This is a genomic window from Achromobacter sp. E1 (assembly GCF_037039475.1).
In the GTDB taxonomy this organism is placed as follows: domain Bacteria; phylum Pseudomonadota; class Gammaproteobacteria; order Burkholderiales; family Burkholderiaceae_B; genus Achromobacter; species Achromobacter mucicolens.
Genome location: NZ_CP146253.1, coordinates 3,419,505 through 3,440,905, shown reverse-complemented (window position 1 = coordinate 3,440,905; position 21,401 = coordinate 3,419,505). Strand labels below are relative to the sequence as shown.

Genomic DNA, 21,401 nt, shown 5'->3' with positions numbered 1-21,401 from the left:
GACCTCAGGCCAGCTTGCCGACGGACTGCTCCAGGAGGCCCCAGGCCTCATTGCCGAAGCGGCCCTGCCATTCCTTGTAGAAGCCCGCGGTGCGCAGTTGCTCGCGGAAGCTGTCGGCCGACGGCTGGTTGAACACCAGGCCCTTGGATTCCAGGTCGGACTGCACCGAGGCGTTGAGCTTCTTGATGTCTTCGCGCTGCGCGAGGCCGGCTTCGTTGATGCCGCGCGCGACGACCGTCTTCAGGTCGGCGGGCAGGCCTTCCCACATGCGGCCGTTGGCGATGAACCAGTAGCCGTCCCAGATGTGCTTGGTCAGCGAGCAGTACTTTTGCACTTCGTACAGCTTGGCGACCTGGATGATCGGCAGCGGGTTTTCCTGCGCGTCCACCACCTTGGTCTGCAGCGACGAATAGACCTCGCTGAACTGCAGGCTGGCAGGCGCGGCGCCCAGGCCCTTGAACATGGAGATCGGCAGCGAGCTCACCGGCACGCGGATCTTCAGGCCGTCCATGTCGGCGGCGGTATTGACCGGGCCCTTGCTGCTGGTGGTCTGGCGAAAGCCGTTGTCCCACATCTTTTCAAAGGCATAGAGCTTGCGCTGCGCGATGGCCGCGCGCACGTGGGCGCCCAGCGCGCCGTCCATGGCATTCCAGACTTGGTCGTAGTCCTTGAACGCGAAGCCGACCGCGTTGATGGCGGCCACCGGCACCAGCGTGGCAATCACCAGGGCGGACGGCGTGAAGAAGTCGATGCCGCCGGAACGCACCTGGGCCAGCATGTCGGTGTCGCCGCCAAGCTGGTTGTTCGGGAAGATCTTGATGTCGACGCGGCCGTTGCTTTCCTTGAGGATGCGTTCGGCCGCTTCCTGCGCGCGGATGTTCAGCGGATGCGTCACCGGCAGGTTGTTGCCGTACTTGAGCGAGTAATCGGCGGCGCGGGCGATCAGCGGAAAGCCGGTGCCGGCGACGGCAAGGGCGGGGACCGCGCAAAGGCGGCGCAGGGCACTGCGGCGTGTAAGCAGCTTCATGGTTGTCTCCGTTGTCGTGCTTATGATGTTTTTTGATGTGCCACAAAACCGCCTAAGCCGTGCGGCAGAAGGGACAATAGTGAATAGGCGGTATCATCGTCAAATCTTATTCATGATGGTTTTTGATGTGAATAAAACCGCCTCCTCCCGTGGACTTGCCCGCCTGGCCGATGTCGCGGCCCGCGCCGGCGTGTCCACCGCCACCGCCGACCGCGTGCTCAATCGCCGTCCGGGCGTGCGCCCGGCCACCGCGCAAAAGGTCTTCAAGGCGGCCATCGATCTGGACTATCTGCCGGACGAGGCCGCGTACGCCGCCGCCGCGCCCGAGCCCATGCGGCTGGTGTTCCTGCTGCCGCGCGGCAGCAACCGTTACTTGCGCATGCTGGGCGACACTGTCAACTTTGCGCACGAGCACTTTGCGCCGCTGAACGCCAAGTGCCACGTCGAGTACGTGGAAAGCTTCAATCCCGATGCGCTGGCGCAGGCGCTGGCCAAGCATGGCAAGCGCGCCGACGGAATCGCATTCATGGCGCTGGAACATCCGGTGGTGCGCGAGGCCGTCAACACGCTGGCGCAGCAGGGCGTGCCCACGGTGACGCTGATTTCCGACATCGCCAACAGCGCCCGCACGGCGTACGTGGGGTTGGACAACCGCGCGGCGGGGCGGACGGCCGGCTACCTGATCGCGCGCTTCATCGGCCTGCGCGCGGCACACGTCGCGCTGATCGCGGGATCGCGGCACTACCGCGCCCATGAAGAGCGCGAAAGCGGATTTCTGCAGCTGTATGCCGAGCAGTTTCAGGCGATGCAGGTGGTGGACCTGCGCGAAGGCTACGACGATGCGCAGCGCAACTACGAGCAGACGCGCCAGTTGCTGGAGCAGTATCCGCAGCTCGCCGGCATCTACAACATCGGCGGCGCGTCGGACGGCGTGGCCCGGGCGTTGAAAGAGGCTGGGCAGCAGCACCGCGTGGTTTTCATCGGGCACGGGTTGACGCCCGACACGCGTGCGCTCCTGATCGACGGCACGATGGACGCCGTCATCACGCAAAGCCCCATGGAAGCGCTGATGAGCTGCGTGCGCATTTTCAGCAATTTGCGGGATAAGCGCAGTGCGATGAACGGGGTGGAATTGGCGCGCAGCCAGGTGATATTCCGGGAAAACTTGCCGTAGGGGCTGCGGCGCGGGTCGGCGGGTATCTCAGGTGCGCCGGTGTCTGACACCCTTGGCAGGTGGGCCGGTGTCTGACACCCTTGGGGCACATCCGTGGTGCGGCGGCCGTCTCTCCAGGGTGTCAGACACCTAGTCTTTACACCTAGTCTTTACACCTAGTCTTTACACGTCAGATTCACGCGCGCCTGCATTTGCGCCGATCGTCGAGTCGCGGGCGTATGATTTCGGCTATGGGCTCGCACCCAGTGCGGCAGCGGCGGGGCATGCCGCTGCCTACTTCAACGGAAGGTTCCTCTACAACGGTTGCCCGGCGCCCGCCGGACGACAGCCGGGAGGGCGCTGCGCCATGGACCACACAGCCGGCCGCCGGGAAGCTCCCGCCTCTTGCGAGGCGGGGTTTGCCATGCGCTTACCGGCGGGTAATCACGATTTCCATGTATTCGCTGGGCACCACCACCGCCGAATCGCCGGACCGGTTGAAGCGGTCGATCTGGGCGGTGATGTCGGCCGTCAGCGCCGTCTGCGCCGCGGGGTCCGGCGCGCCGAACGCCTTGAGCAACGGGCCGTAGTAGGTCTTGAAGACCTGCATCCAGTGCTCGGGCGAGCGGTAGCGGAACACGAAGTGACGTGGTTCGCACGCGATCGATGCGGCCTGCGGCCCGAACATTTCTTCGATGCGCGCCTTGGTGCCCCACAACGCGGGGGATTTGACGCCGGCGGGCGGGGGCAGGTGCTTGCCGATGGTCTTGAAGATCTGGCCGATGAAGCCGTCGGGCGTCCAGTTTGCGAGGCCGATCTTGCCGCCGTGCTTGCACACGCGCATCAGCTCGGCGGCGGCCTTGTCCTGGTCGGGCGTGAACATGACGCCGAAGGTCGACATCACCACATCGAACGACGCGTCCGGGAACGGCAGCGCCTCGGCGTCGGCCTCCTGGAATTCGACCTTCAGGCGCTCCGCGGCGGCGCGTTCGCGGCCGCGGCTCAGCAGCGCGGGCACATAGTCGGTCGAGGTCACGTCGCACCAGCGGCGGGCGGCGGCCAGTGTCGCATTGCCGTTGCCGGCGGCGACGTCCAGCACTTTCTGGCCGGCGCGGACATCAAGGGCTTCGCAAAGCTGTTCTCCTACGATCTGCAGCGTGGTGCCGACGACGGCGTAGTCCCCGGAGGACCAGGTGCCTTGCTGGCGGGTCTTCAAGGCAGCCAGGTCGGGCTGTGCGGTTTCGCGCACGTCACTGGTGGCAAGGGAGGAAATGGACATGGTGAGTCTCCGTTAGTGCGTGGGGTGCGCGACGGCATCCGTGGCCAGCGCGCCGGGGTGATGCAACCAGCGCCGCGACGATGTTCGCGTGCCGTGCGCCCCGGAAACAACGATAGGAACGGGACGTGGAGGCGGGCGTGGTAGCGGGCGTGGAATCCGGCGTGGATTCGTCCGGCGTGGATTCGTCCGGCGCTGGCATTCACATGCACATGCTGGGGCCGATGCGCATCAGCCGGGGCGGCGTCCCGCTTGCGCTGCCGCCGTCGCGCAAGCTGCGGGCGCTGATCGCGTACCTGGCGCTGGCCCCGAACGCCGTGATGCGCTCGCACCTGTGCGAACTGCTGTGGGACATTCCGAACGATCCGCGCGGCGAACTGCGCTGGTGCCTGAGCAAGGCGCGGGGCCTGCTGGACGAGCCCGGCCGCCGCCGGGTCGAGACGATGCAGGACGCCGTGCGCCTGGACCTGTCCGACTGCCGTGTGGACGTCATCGACATCGGGGCGGCCATGCAGGCGGGTATACGCAAGGCCAGCCCGGAGCGTCTGCGCGCGCTTGCGGCCATGTTCGCGGGCGACTTTCTGGAAGGGTTGGAGATTGGCCGCAGCCCGTTCTTTCACAGCTGGCTGACCGCGCAGCGGCGGCGGCTGCGGGCCTGTCACACGGCCGTGCTGGCGCATCAGGCCGTTCTCCTGCCCGAGGGGTCGGAGGAACGGTTTGCGTGCCTGGACACGTGGCTCGCGCTCGTGCCGTTCGATCCGCAAGCCCATGAACTGAAGCTGGACGCCTTGGGACTGCGCGGGCAATGGCGTGAAGGCGAGGAGCATCTGGCCGCGGCCGTGCGCGCCTTCGAAGCCGAGGGGCTGGATGGGCGGCCGCTGCGCGAGGCGTGGCGCGATGTGCGCGCCCGGCGGGCAGGCGGCAGCCCGTCATCGGTTCAAGCGTTGAGTCCGGCCCCGGCAGGCGCCGCAGCGCCGATGAAACCTGCCCCATTGCCGGAAGCGTTTGCGGCCGGGATCGCGCCGCAGGACGTGGCCGACACGGATTTGCCAACGCGTGCGGCCGACGCGCTGCCGTACCGGCGCGGACGGGCATCGATCGCCGTCATGCCGTTCGTGGATAGGTCGGCGCAAGCGGGCGTCCGGGGCGGGCTGGCGGACGGGCTGGCCTTTGACGTCATCGCGCGGCTGGCAAAGCTGCGCAGCCTGTTCGTCATCGCGCAGGGCACCGTGTTTGTGCTGGACCAACGCAGCGTGGGACCGGAGGAGGCCGGGCGCACGCTCAACGTGGACTACGTGGTCAGCGGCTCGCTGCGGCGCCAAGGGCACCGCCTGGCGGTCGACGTGCAGCTCGTCGAATCCCGCACCGCGCGTATCGTCTGGGCGGACGTGCTTGACCATCCGTTCGACGACGCCTTGCTGGCGCTGGACGAGATCGGCAACCGGATCGTGGCATCGGTCGACATCGAGATCGAGGCCGCCGAGCGCAACCGCGCCATCCTGACGCCGCCCAATTCGCTGGACGCCTGGCAGGCGCATCATCGCGGCCTGTGGCATATGTACCGGTTCAATCGCACTGACAACGAACAGGCGCGGCACTTCTTCGAGATGGCGGTGCGGCTGGACCCGACGTTCTCGCGCGCCTACGCGGGCTTGTCCTTCACGCATTGGCAAACGGCGTTCCAGCGCTGGGGCGAGCAGGAGGCGGCCATCGATCAGGCATTCGAGTCGGCCGGGCAAAGCCTGATCGCCGATGACCGGGATCCGGCGGCGCATTGGGCGATGGGGCGTGCGCTGTGGCTGCGCGGCAGCCAGGACCAGTCGGTGAGCGAGTTGCGGATCGCCGTGGACCTGAGTCCGAATTTCGCGCTGGCGCATTACACGTTGGGTTTTGTCGATTGCCAGATGGGCGATGCCGAAGCGGCCATCGGCGCCTCAGACCATTCGCGTCACCTCAGCCCCTTCGATCCGCTGCTCTTCGGCATGCTGGCCGTGCGTGCGCTGGCGTTGGTGCGGCTGGGCCGGATCGACGAGGCGGCGGGATGGGCGGTCAAGGCGGCCGCCCGGCCCAACGCGCACGTGCACATCCTGGCAATTGCGGCGTGCTGCTTGGCGCTGGCCGGCAGGACGGACGAGGCGCTGGGATTTCTGCCGGCGATCCGCAAAGCGCAGCCGTCGTACCGCGTAGAAGACTTTCTGGCCTCGTTCCGGCTGGAGCCCGACACGCAGGCTCTTTTCCGAGAGGGCGCGCGGCGGATCGGTATCGGATAACGTCGACGCGGCGTTCCGGATTCACCACGCCTCAAAAGATTCCCCTTGCTAAGTAACTGCCTAGGCAGCTAATATCCTGTTCATTGATTTCATCTGCGACGCGCCAGACCCATCATGAGCAACGCAACGCCTTCCGTGCTGGACGAACTGTGCACCGGCGAACTGGGTTTCCTGGTGACCTCTGTGCGCAACGGCATTCTGGATGCGCTGGACCGCGAACTGGCCCCGCTGCAGATCACGGTTCAGCAGTACGTCGTGCTCAATTGCATCGTCAAGGGGTGGGGCCGCACGCTCAGCGACTTCTGCCGCGTGCTGTCGTATGACTCGGGCGCGATGACCCGGCTGCTGGATCGGATCGTGGCCAAGGGCTTTATCCGCCGCGTCGAAAATGAAGCCGACCGCCGCAGCTCGCTGATCGAGCTGACCGAGCAGGGCAAGGCGGCGTTTCCGCAGGCGCGCCAGGCCACCGAAATCGCGTTTCGCCAGTTGCTGGACGGCTTTTCGGAAGCCGAAGCGCAGGTGCTGCACAAGCTGCTGTCTCGCATCCTGATCAACGCGCGGGCGGAGTAGGTTTTCCGCCGGCGATTTTTTTTATCCATTTATCTGCCTAGGCATATACAGCCTGGGCACATTAAAGCTCTCTCGACCATGCACGCGCCTATCTTGTTTCTTCATTGCCTCCCGCGCCTATGCCGCAGTGCAGGCCTCGTCCTGATTGCGTCTGTTCTGGCGGGATGTGCAAGCACGGGCGGTCTGCACACCCAATCGTCGATCGGCAGCGCGAACGGGCTGGCAGTCAGCGCATCCTTGCAAGGATCGACCGTCTCGCCGGCCGCGTGGCCAACGCAGGCGTGGTGGGAGAGCTTTGGCGACGCGCAGTTGAACCAGTTTGTGCAGGCTGCGCTGGCCGAACAGCCCAGCCTGCGGGCGGCGGCGGCGCGGGTGCGGCAGGCCGACGCGCTGGCCAGCGTCGCGGGGGCGCCGCTGTCTCCGCAAGGAAACTTGAGCGGCCGCGCGACGCGCCAGCGGTTCAGCGAGCACAGCACCACGCCGCAGCCGCTGGCCGGCGCGTGGGATTGGACGGCCGACCTGCAGGCGGGCGTGGGTTACGAGATCGATTTCTGGGGCAAGAACCGGGCGGCGCTGGACGCGGCGCTGCAACGCGCGCAGGCTGCCGAGGTGGACCTGCATGCCGCCGAGCTGATGCTCACGACCTCGCTGGTCCGCGCGTATCTGAAACTTGACGCCGCCTACCAACTGCGCGATCTGGCCGAAGAGACGCTGCGCCAACGCGAGACCACGCTAACGTTGACGCAGCGCCGCGTCGACGCGCAGCTGGATTCACGTCTGGACATGACACAGGCCGAAGCTGCGCTGCCCGCCACGCGCGAGCGCATTGCCGCGTTGAACGAACAGATTGCGCTGACGCGCAATCAGGTCGCCGCCCTGGTGGGCCGGGGCCCCGATGCGGGCATTCAGCTGGGGCGGCCAGCGCTGCGCGGGCGTTTTGCCGAGGCGATCCCGACGACGGTGCCGGCAGAATTGATCGGCCGCCGGCCCGACGTGGTGGCGCAGCGCTGGCGCGCCGAAGCAGCCGGCGCCGAGATCAAGGCCGCTCGCGCGCAGTTCTATCCCAACGTCAGCCTGACCGCGTTTGCCGGCTTGCAGAGCCTGGGGCTATCGGACCTGCTGAACGCCGGCAGCCGCGTGTTGGGCATTGGCCCGGCGGTGTCGTTGCCGGTCTTCGACGGTGGCCGGCTGCGCGGCAACCTGGGCGCGCGCCAGGCGGAATACGACGCGGCGGTTGAACAGTACAACGGCACGCTGGTCACGGCGCTGCATGACGTGGTGGATCAGCTGGTGTCCCTGCGGTGGCAGGCTGAACGCTCGGCCCAGCAGCGCGAGGCGTTGCGGCTGACGCAGCAGGCCTACGACATGGCGTCCGCGCGCTACCGGAGCGGCGTGGGCAGCTATCTGCAGGTGCTGTCCGCCGAAGGTCAGGTGCTGCAGCAAAAGCAGTTGCTAATCGAACTGGACACGCGCAACCGCACGCTGCATCTGGAACTCATCCGCGCGTTGGGCGGCGGCTATCTGCCCGGCGCATCCGAGACACCCGCGACCGCCGATCTCGGCGCTGTGACTCAAACCCGGTCATAAGCCGCCATCCCGCCCGATCATCCTTCTCTCAACACTTGCAAGCCATGAACACCGAAGCCGCCCCAAAATCTCCATCCCCCTCATCCCGGCCGCGCAAAACCTTCGCGCGCACGGTGGCCGCCGGCGGAGCGGCAATCCTGGCGGTCGCGGTGCTGGCCGGCGCGTATGCCGCGCAGGCAGACGGCCGCTGGGTGTCGACGGAAGACGCGTATGTCGAAGGCAATGTCGTGCAGGTGACGCCGCAGGTGGGCGGGGTGGTGACGGCAATCCGTGCGGACAACACCGACAGGGTCGAACCGGGGGCGGTGCTGATCGAGCTGAACGGGGTGGACGCGCAACTGGCGCTGGACGCGGCGCGCGCCAATCTGGCGCGCAGCGTGCGGCAGGTGCGCGGCCAGTTCGCGATGGCCGGGCAGGACGGCGCCACCGTGGCGCTGCGCAAGGTGGACCTGGCCCGCGCCGAGGAAGACGTGGCGCGCCGGTCGGCGCTGGCCAGGATCGGCGCCATTCCGGGAGAGGAACTGGTGCACGCGCAGCAGGCCGTGCGCACCGCGCGCGCCGCGCTGGCGGTCGCCAGCGAACAGCTCAAGCGCAACCATGCGCTGATCGACGGCACCACGGTCGAATCGCATCCGGACGTGCAGGCCGCCGCCGTGCAGTTGCGCAACGCCAGCGTGGCCCTTGCGCGCACGAAAGTCGTCGCGCCGGTGGGCGGGGTGGTGACCAAGCGTGGCGTGCAGGTCGGACAGCGCGTGGCTGCTGGCGCGCCGCTGATGTCGGTGGTGCCGCTGGACCAACTGTGGGTCACGGCCAACCTGAAGGAATCGCAACTGCGCAATGTGCGTATTGGCCAGCCTGTCCGGCTGACGACCGACCTGTATGGCGATGGCGTGGTCTATCACGGCCGCGTGCTCGGCCAGGACGCCGGCACCGGCAGCGCCTTCTCGCTGCTGCCCGCGCAAAATGCCACCGGCAACTGGATCAAGGTGGTGCAGCGCGTGCCGGTGCGGATCGCGCTGGACCCGGCGGAGGTGGCGGCGCAACCGCTGCAACTGGGCCTGTCGATGCGGGTCGAGGTGGACACCGAAGCGCGCGAAGGCAAACGGCTGGTCGCGGCGCAAGGACTGCCGCAGGTGTACACGACGGCCGTGTATGCCGACGAGCTGGCCCAGGCCGACGCGCAGGTGCGCGCCATCATCGACGCCAACCGCTGAGCCCGCGCATCATGTCCCCACCGAAACCCCCGGTCGCGCTGCTGCTGGTCATCGGCGCCCTGACGTTCATCGATTTCCTGCAGAACGGCATGGCGACGTTTGGCGCGGCGCCCATCATGGGCGAAATCGGCGCCAGTCCCGAGGAATACACGCATATCGCGCTCATCTACGCCTGCGTGGCGGTGATGATGATCGCCTTGCAGGGGTGGCTCACGCATCGGCTGGGCCTGCGCGCCTACCTGCTGGCGTCATTGGCCGCCGCCGGCGTGGGGGCGGCGGTGTGCGCGCTATCGCAGGATCCGGGGCAATTTCTGCTGGGCCGCGTCCTGATGGCGGCGGGCTGCGCGGCGATGCTCACGTCGTCGCGGCTGACGGTCAACCTGATTCCACCCAGTCCGGCTCGATTCCTGGGCATCAAGGCCCTGGCGACCGGGCTGTGCGTGGGCACGGCGCTGGCGCCCTGGCTGGCCGCGATGGCGGTCGAGCACGACGGCTGGCCGTTGATGTTCTGGCTGATCGCGGCGCTGTCGTTGCTGGCGATGGCGCCGGTGATGCTGGTCATGCCGGGCCGCGAGGCGGGGTCGGTGCTGTCCGGCAACGTGCGCCTCGCGCCTATCGCCGCGCTTGGCGCGGGCAGTTTCCTGGTGCTGCATGCCTTGCAGCGCGCCTACTACGACTTCTTCAGCGAGTTCGCGTGGTTGGCGCTGTCCGCGGCGGCGGGCGTGGCCGCGCTGGGCTACTTCGTGTGGTCCGAAACGCGCAACGGCGCGCCGCTGCTGCGGCTGGGCGGCATGAAGGAAGTGCGTTTCCTTTGCGGGCTGGGCCTGTTTATGGCCTGCTATGTGATGCTGGGCGCCAATGGCTATCTGGTGCCGCTGATGCTGCAACGCGGGCTGGGTCAGGCCTGGATGACGGCGGGCGAGTTCTTTGCGATGGGACTGGGGGCGGGGGTCATGACCTGGGCCGTGATGTCGCAATTGCTGCCGCGCTGGCCGTCGCCGCGCAAGTTCTTCGTGACCGGCTTTCTGGCGCTGGCGGCGTTCGGCGTGTTGATGTCGCGCCTGACTCCCACGGCCAACCTGTGGACCGATGTGCTGCCGGCGCTGGCCTGCTATGGCGTCTTCATCATGATGCTCATGCCCACGACCGCGATGCAGACCTTTACCGGCTTGACGGGCGATCCCGCGGTGTTCGCCCATGCCCAGCAGGTCAAGAACATGCTGGCGCAGGTTGGGCAGGCGCTGGGCATCATGTTGGCCACCGTCGGCCAGCAGTGGTTCACGTCGCGGCACTACACGGTGCTGCAGACGGGCATCGCGGCCGGCAACGCGCATTTCGAAGCCGTGATGGCGCAGCTATCCGCCCATTTTGCGGCGGCGGCGGGGCCGGGGCAGGCGCAGCAGCTTGCCACGGCGCGGATCGCACAATTGCTGATCGAGCAGGCGGTCCTGCTGGCCAGCCTGGACCATTTCCGGGTGGTGGCGGGCGTGGCGCTGGCGGCAGCGGCCGTCAGCCTGGTGCAGCGGGTGTTCCGCTGAGCCGTATTCAGCAGGGCCGGCTGCCGCAAACCGCGAAGATTCAGTTGCCCCCGAGCTGGGCGATGATCTGCCGTGCCACGTCCGCCAGCGACAAGCCGCCGTCCATTGCCGCGCGTTGCAGGCGCTCGTGCGCGGCCTGCTCGGTCAGGCCGTAGCGGCTGATCAGAAGCAGCTTGGCGCGGTCGATGCGCTTTCTTTCGTCCAGCGCGCCACGCACGCTGCTAAGCGCGTCGTCGGCGCGCTGCATGCGCAGGGTCTGCTCGCGCATCATGTCGAGGATCGAGCGTTCCATTTCGTTGCCCACGCCGTCTTCGGGGGGCAGGTCCAGGATGCGGCTTTGCACGCTGAACACCATGCTGGGCGCGCGGCCGCTGGCGTGATCCGTGTACCGGCTGAGCAGCAGGCGTCGGTCGTCCAGTTCCTGGCGGGTGTCGGCAATGCGGCGCGCGCACTGTTGCGCCAGCTCCTGCGCCAGTTGCGTCTCGACCGTGCGCATGGCGTCGATGCGCGCGGTGCACAGGTCGAACCACAGTTCGGCCAGACCGGTGTCCACGCGCTGCGCGTCGCTGGTGTGTTGCGCCATGTCGCGCATGCGTTGCACCGGCTGCGCCTGCTGCTGAACCTGATCCCACGCCTGTAGCGGCGCGCCTTGCGCGTACTGCGTGTAGACGCCGAAGCTGCGCGCCTGGTTCGCCGCCAGACCCAGCATCCGCGCCTTGCGCGCGTCGTCGAACCAGCCGGCGGTAAAGCCCATGACGCCGCAGGCGCGCTCCTGGCCGCTCAGTTCCTTGCCCTGCATGAAATTCAACAGCGCCACCAGGATGCGCGTCACACCGGGATCGAGCGATGCGTCGGCGGCCTCGAAGACCACCGCCAGCAGGCTGCCGATCACCTGGGTGAAACGGGCGTCGGCGTCTTCGACCGGCACGCGCCGGTCGCGGACCTCGCGGCGCAAGGCTGGCAGTTCGTCCAGCCGGAATAGGGCATACGCGATGCAATTGAGCAGGCGCGCCCGGCCGCTGGCGCCTGCCGGGTCGGCTTCCAGACCGTCCAGAAAGGCGCGCACGTCGGTCTCAACCGCTTGAGCATCGCTGGACAGGCCCGCCAGCACCGGCTCAAGCCGGTCGGAGAGGCTGCACAGGGTCAGGTTGGAATAGCCGCGCTCTTTTTGCAGCGCGTGCACCAGCGCGCTGATGCGCAGCACCAGATCGCAGGTGGCGGCCAGGGCTTCGAGGCCCTGGAGCTCGCTGCGGCGGGCGGCGAGCAGAAAGCGCAGCGGCGGCGGCATGTGGCGTTCGGCCATCGGAATCTCTATGCGTTATCAATGCGCGGGGCACCGCGCAAACCTCAGGCCATGCGGCGTTGCGGGATCGTCGCGCCGGCCGCGTCGTCCAGCACGCCGAACATCCGGCAAGCCGCAACGTCGCCAATGACCAGCACGGCCGGGCTGCGCAGCCGGAAGGCCTGGGCGTCGGCCGCCATGGCGGTCAGCGTCGAGGCGCAGACCCGCTGGCCGGGCAGCGATGCGCGCTCGATCATTGCGACGGGCGTGTCCGGGGCCATGCCGGCAGCCAGCAACTGGCTGCGCATGTCGTGCACCTTGGCCACGCCCATGTAGACGACCAGCGTCGTGCCGCTGCGCGCCAAACCAGACCAATCGGGCGTCGCGCCGTCCTGCGAATGCGCGGTGATGAGTGTAACGCCCTGGGCCATGCCGCGCTGCGTCAGCGGGATGCCGGCGGACGTGGCAGCGGCCAGCCCGGCCGTGATGCCGTTGACGATGTCACAGGCGACGCCGTGGTCGCTGAGCCACTGCGCTTCTTCGCCGCCGCGGCCGAAGATGCAGGGGTCGCCGCCTTTCAGGCGCGCCACGCGCAGGCCTTGGCGGGCGTAGCGCAGCATCAGGCGCTGGATGAACTCCTGCGGCGTCGAGCGGCAGCCCCCGCGCTTGCCCACGTGCACGATGCGGGCGCGCGGGCAGTGCTGCAGGACTTCGGGATTGACCAGGTCATCGACCAGGACCACGTCCGCGCGGCCCAGGGCCTTGACGGCCTTGAGCGTCAGCAGCTCGGGATCGCCAGGGCCGGCGCCGATCAGGGATACGGTGGGAAGGTGGGCGGACATGGTGGCCTCGGTTCAACGGTTGAAGGCAAGTATCACGATCACGATGGCCAGGATCAGGCAGAGGCCCTTCCAGAAGGCGACCGGATTGCGTTCCAGAAGGGGCAGGCGCTCGGCTCCGCGCATGTCGCCCGGGTGGCGCAGGGCGTGCGTGAATTCGGACAGTTCGGGCGTGCGGTGCTGCGGATCGGGGTGCAGGGCACGGCTGAGCACCCCGTCGACCCATGCCGGAATCTCGCGCTCGCGGTCCAGCACGGACACATACGTCAGGCGCAATTGCGCGGCGCGGCTGCGCGAGCGCGCGACCTCGGCGCCGTAGGGCAGCCGGCCCGACAGCATCTGGTACAGGATCGCCGCCAGCGAATAGATGTCGGACCGCGCGGTGCCGGCTTCGCCCAGAAAATATTCGGGCGCGGCGTACTGGGCGGTGCCCAGCACGGGCATGGCGTCGTCGCCATCGGCGCCGAGCTCTTGAATGCCGGCCGTGCGCGCCGAGCCCAGGTCGATGATTTTTGCCGTGCCGTCCGGCGTGATGATGATGTTGTCCGGCCGCAGGTCCTGATGCACGATCTCCAGCCGGTGAAAGGCCTGCAGGCCGCGCGCGACCTGCTCGATGATGGTGATTGCCGGTTCCAGTTCGGGGCGCGGGTTGGCGGCCATCCACTGTGTCAGCGTGCGGCCTTCGAGGTATTCGCTGACGGTGTAGAGCGAGCGGCGCTGGCGCGTGCGCGGCCAGGCTCGCACGACGTGGCGGCTGTCGATGCGGCGCGCCAGCCATTCCTCGGTCAGCAGGCGCTCCAGATACGCCGGGTCATGGCGCAGGTCCAGCGACGGGATCTTGATGACCACTGTGTCGCCGCTGTCCAGGTCTTCGGCCAGGTAGACGTGGCTGCGGCTGCTGGCGCGCAGTTCGTCCTTGATGCGAAAGCCTTCGAAGGACTGGCCGACCTCCAGAAGCGGGGGGCAGGGCAGGCTGCCCGAGTACTGGGCGATCTCGCCCGCCTGCCGCGCGGGCAGGGCGTCCACGCGCACGATCTGCACGGTCAGGTTGTCGTCGCTGCCGCGCGCAAGCGCCTGGCCGACCAGCCCTCGGGCGGCGTCGTCCAGATTGTCCGCGTGCGCCGCGACGGCGTGGCGCAGGTCGTCGTCCGTCACGTGTTCGTAGACGCCGTCGGTGGCGAGCACGAACACGTCGCCCGGCTCGACGGCTTGGGTGTGATAGTCGATCTCAAGGTGGGGCGCCAGGCCCAGCGCGCGGCCCAGATAGCTTTTGTCGTGCGCGACCCAGACGCGATGGTCTTCGGTCAGCTGCTCCACCGCGCCGTCCCGCAGGCGATAGATGCGTGCGTCGCCAATGTGCAGGATGTGCGCGGTGGCGCCCTTGAGCACCATCACGGTCAGCGTGCAGACATAGCCGCTGTCCTGGTCCTGCCCGTGGCGCTGGCGGCTCTGCGCGTGCAGCCACGCATTGGCCGCGCTCAGCACCTTTTGCGCGGACTTTTTCACCGACCAGGTTTCGGAGGTGCAGTAATAGTCTTCCAGGAAGCTGGCCACGGCCGTTTCGCTGGCAATGTGGCTGACGTTGCTGCTGCTGATGCCGTCGGCCAGCGCGATGGCGATGCCCTTGGCGCCCAGCAGCGGTTCGTCCGGCACGCACAGCCCGTGAAAGTCCTGGTTGACGGACTTGACGCCGGGATCGGTGTGCTGGCCCACCGCCACCTTGAGCGAGGCGGCGGGCACGCCGGGCGTGTAGCTGTCCATGCTGGGCGGGATTCAGCTGAAGCGGCGCTTGGGCGCGGTCTTCATGTGGGTGGTGTAGAGGGTCAGGCCCGTCAGCGAGATGCCGCCGATCAGATTGCCCAGCACCACGGGGATTTCGTTCCAGATCATGTAGTCCATGATCGAGAAATTGCCGCCCATGATCATCGCCGACGGGAACAGGAACATGTTGACGATGGAGTGCTCAAAGCCCATTGCAAAGAACAGCATGACGGGCATCCACATGGCGATGACCTTGCCGCTGACGGTGGTCGAGATCATGGCGCCCACGACGCCCAGCGACACCATCCAGTTGCACAGCACGCCGCGGATGAAGATGGTCAGCATGCCGCCCGCGCCGTATTCCTTGTAGCCCAGCGTACGGTTCTCGCCGATGTGCGAGATGACCTGGCCGACCTTGTTGGGCGGCACCGAAAAGCCGTACGTGAAGACGATGGCCATCAGCACGGCCACCGTCAGCGCGCCGAGGAAGTTGCCGATGAACACCAGGCCCCAGTGCTTGAGAATGCCGCCCATCGTGACGCCCGGCCGTTTGTCAAAGAGCGCCAGCGGCGTCAGCACGAACACGCCGGTCAAAAGGTCGAAGCCCATCAGGTACAGGATGCAGAATCCCACCGGAAAGAGCGCGGCGCCCAGGATGGGCGAGTCGGTCTGCACCGTGACGGTGACGGCAAAGACCGCGGCAATCGCCAGGATGGCGCCGGCCATGAAGGCGCGGATGAGGACGTCGCGCGTCGCCATGTAGAGCTTGGATTCGCCCGCGTCCACCATCTTGGTGACGAACTCGGAAGGAGCTAGGTAGGACATGATGTTTCCTGTTGCTTTGCTGAAGGTATGAATGAATCCGGGTATGAATGAATCCGGCGGCGCCCGTCAGGCGATTTCCACCGCGTCGCCGTTAAAGCGCGCCTGCCAGGTCTGCAGGCGTTGTTCCGGGAATTGCACGCAGCTGCCATCTGCCAGCCGGAAGTGCTGCTTGTAGAGCGGAGAGGCCACCACCAGGTCGCCAGCCAGCTGGCCGACGATGCCTCGGCCAATGACGTTGGCGCCCGATTTCGGGTCGCGGTTCGACACGGCGTACAGCGTCTGGCCCCCGGCGTCCGGCAGGTAGAACAGCGCCACTTGCGCGCCGTCCACCAGCGCCACGACGCCGGAATTGGCCACGAGGTCGCGGCGGTCGCAGGCGTGGCGCCAGACAGGGTGTTGAGCAGGTTGGGCGGCCATCAGACGATCTCCTCGGCAATGGGAATGACGCGTTGCGCGGCGGGCGCCGGCGCGGGCCGGGGTTGGCCGCGTTCCTGCACGAACTTGATGTCGGGATCGCCCTGGCTGTCGTTGACGAAGGTGCGAAAGCGCTTGAGCTTTTCGGGATCGCCCAGCGCGTTGGCCCATTCGCATTCGTAGCGGTCCACCACCAGCTGCATCTGCGCTTCCAGCTCGGCGGCGAGGCCCAGGCTGTCCTCGATGACGACCTGCTTCAGATAGTCCAGCCCGCCTTCCAGGGATTCGCGCCACACGGACGTGCGCTGCAGCTTGTCGGCCGTGCGGATGTAGAACATGAGCAGGCGGTCGATGTAGCGGATGAGGGTGGCATCGTCCAGGTCGGTCGCAAACAGTTCCGCGTGGCGCGGACGCATGCCGCCGTTGCCGCACACATACAGGTTCCAGCCGTTCTCGGTGGCGATCACGCCGATGTCCTTGCTCTGGGCCTCGGCGCATTCGCGGGTGCAGCCCGACACGGCGAACTTCAGCTTGTGCGGGGCGCGCAGGCCTTTGTAGCGGTGCTCGATGTCCAGCGCCATCTTCACGCTGTCCTGCACGCCGAAGCGGCACCAGGTGCTGCCCACGCAGGACTTCACCGTGCGCGTGGACTTGCCGTAGGCGTGTCCCGTCTCGAAGCCGGCGGCGATCAGTTCCGACCAGATGCCGGGCAGCTCGTGCAGTTGCGCGCCGAACAGATCGATGCGCTGGCCGCCCGTCACCTTGACGTACAGGTTGTATTTCTTGGCGACGGCGCCGACGGCGATCAGGCCGTCGGGCGTGACCTCGCCGGCGGGCATGCGCGGCACCACGGAGTAGGTGCCGTTCTTCTGCATGTTCGCCATGAAGGTGTCGTTGGTGTCCTGCAGCGGCACCAGGTGCGGGTCCTGGATGGGGCGGTTCCAGCAGGACGCCAGGATCGAACCCACCGCGGGCTTGCAGATCTCGCAACCCACGTGGCCGCGGCCGTGGCTGGCCAGCAGTTCGTCGAAGGTTTCGATGCCGTTCACCCGCACGATCGCGTACAGCTCCTGGCGGGTGTAGGCAAAGTGCTCGCACAGGCTCTTGTCGACCACAACGCCGCGGCTGGCCAGTTCGTGCTCGACCACCTGCTTGAGCAGGCCCGCGCAGCCGCCGCAGCCCGAGGCCGCCTTGGTGCAGGCCTTGACGCCGGCCAGGTCCGTACAGCCGCCGTCAATGGCGTCGCAGATCGCGCCCTTGTTGACGTTGTGGCACGAGCAGATCGTGGCGGTGGCGGGCAGGGCGTCCACACCCAGCAGCGGCGCGGCCTGGCCTTGCGGCAGGATCAGGCTGGACGGATCCGCGGGCGGCGCGATGCCGTTCTGCGCGTATTGAAGCAGGGTGTCGTAGTAGCTGTTGTCGCCCACCAGAACAGCGCCCAGCACGCGTTTGCCGTCGGCGGACACGACCAGGCGCCGGTAGCTGGCGCCCGCTTCGTCGATGTACCGGTAGCTGCGCGAACCCGGCGTGGCGCCGTGGGCATCGCCGATCGAGCCCACGTCCACGCCCAGGAGCTTGAGCTTGGTGGACATGTCGGCGCCCGAAAAGGCCGCTTCGGGCGCGCCGCACAGTTCGGCGGCAACGATGCGCGCCATCTGGTAGCCGGGCGCCACCAGGCCGAAGACCGTGCCGTTCCAGGACGCGCATTCGCCGATCGCGTAGATGTGTTCGTCGCTGCTGCGGCAGTGGTCGTCGATGGCGACGCCGCCGCGCTCGGCCAGCGCCAGTCCGGCCTTGCGCGCCAGGAACACCTGCGGACGGATGCCTGCGGAAAATACGATCAGGTCGGTTTCCAGCGGCGCGCCTTCGGCAAAGCGCATGCGGTAGCGGTATTGCGTGCCGGGCTTGATGTCCTGCGTGGCGCGCGACAGGTGCACGCCCACCCCCAACGCCTCGATGCGCGCCTTGAGCGCGGCGCCGCCGGCCTCGTCCAGCTGCACCGGCATCAGGCGCGGTGCGAACTCGACGACGTGGGCTTCCAGATTCAGCGACTTGAGCGCATTGGCCGCTTCCAGGCCCAGCAGGCCGCCGCCCACCACGACGCCGCGCCGCGCGCCGCTGGCCGCCTCGCGGATCAGGTCCAGGTCGTCGATGCTGCGGTACACCAGCCGCGAATGGCCTTCGGCGCCCGCGATGGGCGGCACGAAGGGATAGGAGCCGGTTGCCAGCACCAGCTTGTCGTAGGCGAAGCGGCCATTGGCGGTGACGACTTCCCGGGCGCGGCGGTCGATATCCACCACGGGCTCGCCCAGGCGCAGGGTCACGCCTTCCTGCGCATAAAGCGCGGCGTCGCCCAGCGCCATGGACTCGGCGTCGCGGCCGTTCAGGTATTCGGACAGATGGACGCGGTCGTAGGCGCGGCGGGTTTCCTCGCCGAAGATGGTGATGCGATAACGCTCAAGGGCGCCGCGGGCGATCAATTGCTCAACGCAATGATGGCCCACCATGCCGTTGCCGATGACAACCAGCGTCTGCAAGGAATCGGATGTGGCCGCTGCATTCATGGGATTTCCCCAGGCTTGGATTTTCGGATTTCAAAAGGCAAACGGCGCCCTGGACCTTTCGGTCGGGGCGCCATTGCCGGTAATGCTCACGTTGTCTTGCCGGGTTTGCACCCGCACAAGAGCTATCAAGCAAAGTCCATGCCAGGTATGTTGAATGCCGTGCAGACGGCGGGAATTTCCTTGCGGTTCATAGGGAAAGCGGGCGCGCCGGCGGCCTCGCGGAGGAAGTCGCGGCTGTTGCGGTCGTGGGCAGGCATGCCTCGGATCGGTGCATATCCGTGTGCGGCCTGCACTTGTTTGGCGCAGCGCAACATGACGTACCGGCGCTTGATCGGGATTAAGGCTGCGGCGCTGCCGGTGTCAGGCGAACGCCGCCTGCACCGCGGCAAAGGCAGCCGCGACCAGGGGATCGTCGCGGCGCGCCGTCTGTGTGATGAACGACAGCTCGGCCTGGATCGACAAGCCCTTGACCAGTTGCAGGCCGCTGGACTGCGATTCGCGCAGGGCGATCGAATCGCGGGCGAGCGACAGCCCAACGCCCGAGCGAACCAGATCCAGCATCGAGGCCTCCTGGTCCACCTCGGCCACCGCGTGGGGCGTGATGCCCAACGCGTCGAACTTGTCGGACAGCAGCCGGTGATGGACGGAATCCGGCGGGGTCCAGATCCAGGGCAGCGCTGCGATCTCGGCCCAGCCCCGGCCGGCGAGCTGCGCGCTCCAGCCCTTGGGTGCGACGACGTAATAGGAAAACGAAGCGAGCGGTTGGGCATGCAGGCCGGCTGGGTGCGGGGGGCCCAGGTAGAAGCCCACGTCCAGGTCGCCTGCGCGCACCTGCCGGCCGACCGATCCCGACATGCCGTGCCGCAGGGTGGGGCGGATCTTCGGGTAATGCTCGACCAGGTATTGCAGCGTGGCGCCCAGGCGCAGGAACTCCGGATCCAGGATCGTGCCGATCCGCAGTTCGCCCTGGACGGTGTCGCGCAACGCGCCGATGGCACGCTGGAAGTCGTCCAGCGCATCCAGCACGCGCTGCGCCGGCGCCAGCAACGCCCGGCCGTCTGCATTCGGCGCTAGCCCTTGCGCGGTGCGAGTGAAAAGCGTCAGGTCCAGCGATTCCTGGAAGTTCTTGAGCTGCAGGCTCAGCGCGGGCTGCGTCAGGTGCAGATGCTCGGCCGCCCGGGTCAGATTGCCCTCCCGCGCGACGGCGGCGAAAGTGCGGATGTGCTTCAGATCCATGATTGCTTCCAGAAAATGTGGGGGCGTCTGACACCTGACGCACCGTGGAACTGCCGAGCATTATTAGAGACACTAATAAAGCCCTTTTCAACATTTCATTGGACAGCCGCCTCGCCGTGCGCCAGAGTCTCGGCAGATTCCCGGCGCGCGCACCGCGTCGCAGCCGGGGCGGCTCACCGTGCCGGCGTCCGCATCGGCCCCGGACTTGATAAGAAGAGCTTATGGAGACATACGACTACATCATCGTGGGTGCGGGCTCGGCCGGCTGCGTGCTGGCCAACCGCCTGAGCCGCGATCCTGCCGTGCAGGTCCTGCTGCTGGAGGCCGGCGGACGCGACAACTATCACTGGATTCACATCCCTGTCGGATACCTGCACTGCATCGGTAACCCGCGCACCGACTGGATGTACCGCACGGCCGAGGAACCCGGGTTGGGCGGGCGCTCGCTCATCTATCCGCGCGGCCGTGTGCTGGGCGGCTGCTCGTCGATCAACGGCATGATCTATATGCGCGGCCAGAGACAGGACTATGAGGACTGGGCCGCCTTGTCCGGCGACGCGGCCTGGAGCTGGGATCAGGTGCTGCCGGTCTTCAAGCGCAGCGAGGACTACCACCGGGGCGCTGATGAATTTCATGGCGCGGGCGGCGAATGGCGCGTCGAGCAGCAGCGGCTGCGCTGGGACATTCTGGAAGCGTTTGCCACAGCAGCCGAACAGGAAGGCATTCCACGGGTGCAGGACTTCAACCGCGGCGACAACTTCGGCAGCGGCTATTTCGAGGTCAACCAGCGCAGCGGCTGGCGCTGGAACACGTCCAAGGCATTCCTGCGCCCCGTTCAAAAACGCCCGAACCTGCATGTGATGACGGGTGCGCTTGCCGAGCAGCTTGAATTTGACGCGAAGCGTTGCGTGGGTGTGCGCGTCAACCGCGCGGGGCGCGCGATGTCGCAGCGGGCGCGGCGCGAGGTCGTGCTGGCCGCGGGCGCCGTGAACTCGCCGCACCTGCTGGAAGTCTCGGGCATCGGCGAGCCCGCGCGCCTGCGCGAAAGCGGCATTACGCTGCGTCATGCCTTGCCGGGCGTAGGCGAGAACCTGCAGGACCATCTGCAACTGCGGGTCATCATCAAGGTGAACGGCGTCAAGACATTGAACCGCATCGCCTCCACGTGGCTGGGCCGCGCGGGCATCGGGCTGGAATACCTGATGAGCCGCAGCGGCCCGATGAGCATGGCGCCCTCGCAGTTGGGCGCGTTTGCAAAATCCGATCCCGGCCAGGATCGCGCCAACGTCGAGTTCCACGTGCAGCCGCTGTCGCTGGGCGCCTTCGGCGAACCCCTGCATGGCTTCGACGCCTTCACCGCCAGCGTCTGCAACCTGCGCCCCACGTCGCGCGGCAGCGTGCATGCGCAAGGCCCGGCGGGGCAGAAGGGCAGCGAGGCCCCTGTCATCCGCCCCAACTACCTCAGCACCGAAGAAGACCTGCAAGTCGCCGCCGATTCGATCCGCCTCGTGCGCCGCATCGCCGCCGCGCCCGCCCTGCAGCGTTACCAGCCTCAGGAATGGCTGCCGGGTCCGGCCTTCCAGACCGAGGACGAACTGCGCCAGGCGGCCGGCAAGATCGGCACCACGATCTTCCACCCGGTGGGCACCTGCGCGATGGGCCGCAACGCCGACCACGGCGCGGTGGTCGACGCGCGGCTGCGCGTGCATGGCCTGCAAGGACTGCGCATCGCGGATGCATCCATCATGCCGCGCATCACGTCGGGTAACACCAATTCGCCGACCATCATGATCGCGGAGCGCGCGGCAGACATGATTCGGGAAGAGGCGGGCGCATAGCAGCGCG

16 protein-coding genes are annotated in these 21,401 nt (G+C 67.4%); 7 read left to right on the top strand and 9 right to left on the bottom strand.

Going from position 1 to position 21,401, the window contains the following annotated elements:
• Positions 1 to 4 precede the first annotated feature (4 nt).
• A complete protein-coding gene (locus tag V6V88_RS15835; RefSeq protein WP_062840772.1) occupies positions 5 to 1,027 on the bottom strand; it encodes a TRAP transporter substrate-binding protein in 1,023 nt (340 codons plus the stop codon).
• A 112-nt stretch (positions 1,028 to 1,139) separates the two neighbouring features.
• Between V6V88_RS15835 and V6V88_RS15830 the strand changes: the two genes are divergently transcribed.
• The gene (locus V6V88_RS15830) at positions 1,140 to 2,201 is read left to right on the top strand and encodes a LacI family DNA-binding transcriptional regulator (RefSeq protein ID WP_062840773.1); all 1,062 of its coding nucleotides are present in this window, start codon (positions 1,140 to 1,142) and stop codon (positions 2,199 to 2,201) included.
• A gap of 409 nt (positions 2,202 to 2,610) precedes the next feature.
• Here the strand turns inward: V6V88_RS15830 and V6V88_RS15825 are convergent, their stop codons facing one another.
• Entirely contained in the window at positions 2,611 to 3,459 is an 849-nt protein-coding gene (locus V6V88_RS15825) for a class I SAM-dependent methyltransferase (RefSeq protein ID WP_338615589.1), read from the bottom strand.
• Positions 3,460 to 3,584: 125 nt separating this feature from the next.
• On the opposite strand from V6V88_RS15825, the gene V6V88_RS15820 reads away from it, so the two are divergent.
• The 5 genes from V6V88_RS15820 to V6V88_RS15800 all read left to right on the top strand — a co-directional run bounded on the left by V6V88_RS15820 (position 3,585) and on the right by V6V88_RS15800 (position 10,635).
• The gene (locus tag V6V88_RS15820) at positions 3,585 to 5,726 is read left to right on the top strand and encodes a transcriptional regulator (protein WP_338615588.1); all 2,142 of its coding nucleotides are present in this window, start codon (positions 3,585 to 3,587) and stop codon (positions 5,724 to 5,726) included.
• A 114-nt stretch (positions 5,727 to 5,840) separates the two neighbouring features.
• Positions 5,841 to 6,296, top strand: a complete 456-nt coding sequence (locus V6V88_RS15815; protein ID WP_063955708.1) for a MarR family transcriptional regulator — start codon at positions 5,841 to 5,843, stop codon at positions 6,294 to 6,296.
• A 78-nt stretch (positions 6,297 to 6,374) separates the two neighbouring features.
• Positions 6,375 to 7,883 (top strand): efflux transporter outer membrane subunit, encoded by a 1,509-nt coding sequence (locus V6V88_RS15810; protein WP_338615587.1) that lies wholly within the window; start codon positions 6,375 to 6,377, stop codon positions 7,881 to 7,883.
• Positions 7,884 to 7,927: 44 nt separating this feature from the next.
• A complete protein-coding gene (locus tag V6V88_RS15805; protein WP_338615586.1) occupies positions 7,928 to 9,097 on the top strand; it encodes an efflux RND transporter periplasmic adaptor subunit in 1,170 nt (389 codons plus the stop codon).
• 11 nt (positions 9,098 to 9,108) lie between these two features.
• The gene (locus V6V88_RS15800) at positions 9,109 to 10,635 is read left to right on the top strand and encodes an MFS transporter (RefSeq protein WP_223575936.1); all 1,527 of its coding nucleotides are present in this window, start codon (positions 9,109 to 9,111) and stop codon (positions 10,633 to 10,635) included.
• A 40-nt stretch (positions 10,636 to 10,675) separates the two neighbouring features.
• On the opposite strand, the gene V6V88_RS15795 is transcribed toward V6V88_RS15800, so the two are convergent.
• The 7 genes from V6V88_RS15795 to V6V88_RS15765 form a co-directional block, all read right to left on the bottom strand.
• A complete protein-coding gene (locus tag V6V88_RS15795) occupies positions 10,676 to 11,938 on the bottom strand; it encodes a nitrate- and nitrite sensing domain-containing protein (protein ID WP_338615585.1) in 1,263 nt (420 codons plus the stop codon).
• Between the two features lie 44 nt (positions 11,939 to 11,982).
• Complete coding sequence (cobA, locus tag V6V88_RS15790; protein WP_280022933.1) at positions 11,983 to 12,759, bottom strand: uroporphyrinogen-III C-methyltransferase; 777 nt, start codon at positions 12,757 to 12,759, stop codon at positions 11,983 to 11,985.
• A gap of 12 nt (positions 12,760 to 12,771) precedes the next feature.
• Positions 12,772 to 14,517 (bottom strand): bifunctional protein-serine/threonine kinase/phosphatase, encoded by a 1,746-nt coding sequence (locus V6V88_RS15785; RefSeq protein WP_338615582.1) that lies wholly within the window; start codon positions 14,515 to 14,517, stop codon positions 12,772 to 12,774.
• 12 nt (positions 14,518 to 14,529) lie between these two features.
• Positions 14,530 to 15,342, bottom strand: coding sequence for a formate/nitrite transporter family protein (locus V6V88_RS15780; protein ID WP_056319032.1), 813 nt, complete (start codon positions 15,340 to 15,342; stop codon positions 14,530 to 14,532).
• Between the two features lie 66 nt (positions 15,343 to 15,408).
• Positions 15,409 to 15,759, bottom strand: coding sequence for a nitrite reductase small subunit NirD (gene nirD / locus V6V88_RS15775; RefSeq protein ID WP_056319035.1), 351 nt, complete (start codon positions 15,757 to 15,759; stop codon positions 15,409 to 15,411).
• The gene (nirB, locus tag V6V88_RS15770; protein ID WP_142054810.1) at positions 15,759 to 18,320 is read right to left on the bottom strand and encodes a nitrite reductase large subunit NirB; all 2,562 of its coding nucleotides are present in this window, start codon (positions 18,318 to 18,320) and stop codon (positions 15,759 to 15,761) included. The genes nirD and nirB overlap by 1 nt, the downstream gene beginning before the upstream one ends.
• 360 nt (positions 18,321 to 18,680) lie before the next feature.
• Entirely contained in the window at positions 18,681 to 19,556 is an 876-nt protein-coding gene (locus V6V88_RS15765; RefSeq protein ID WP_338615578.1) for a LysR family transcriptional regulator, read from the bottom strand.
• Between the two features lie 221 nt (positions 19,557 to 19,777).
• Here V6V88_RS15765 and V6V88_RS15760 point away from each other — a divergent pair, with 221 nt between their 5' ends.
• Positions 19,778 to 21,394, top strand: a complete 1,617-nt coding sequence (locus V6V88_RS15760) for a GMC family oxidoreductase N-terminal domain-containing protein (protein ID WP_338615576.1) — start codon at positions 19,778 to 19,780, stop codon at positions 21,392 to 21,394.
• The last annotated feature ends 7 nt before the right edge of the window (positions 21,395 to 21,401 follow it).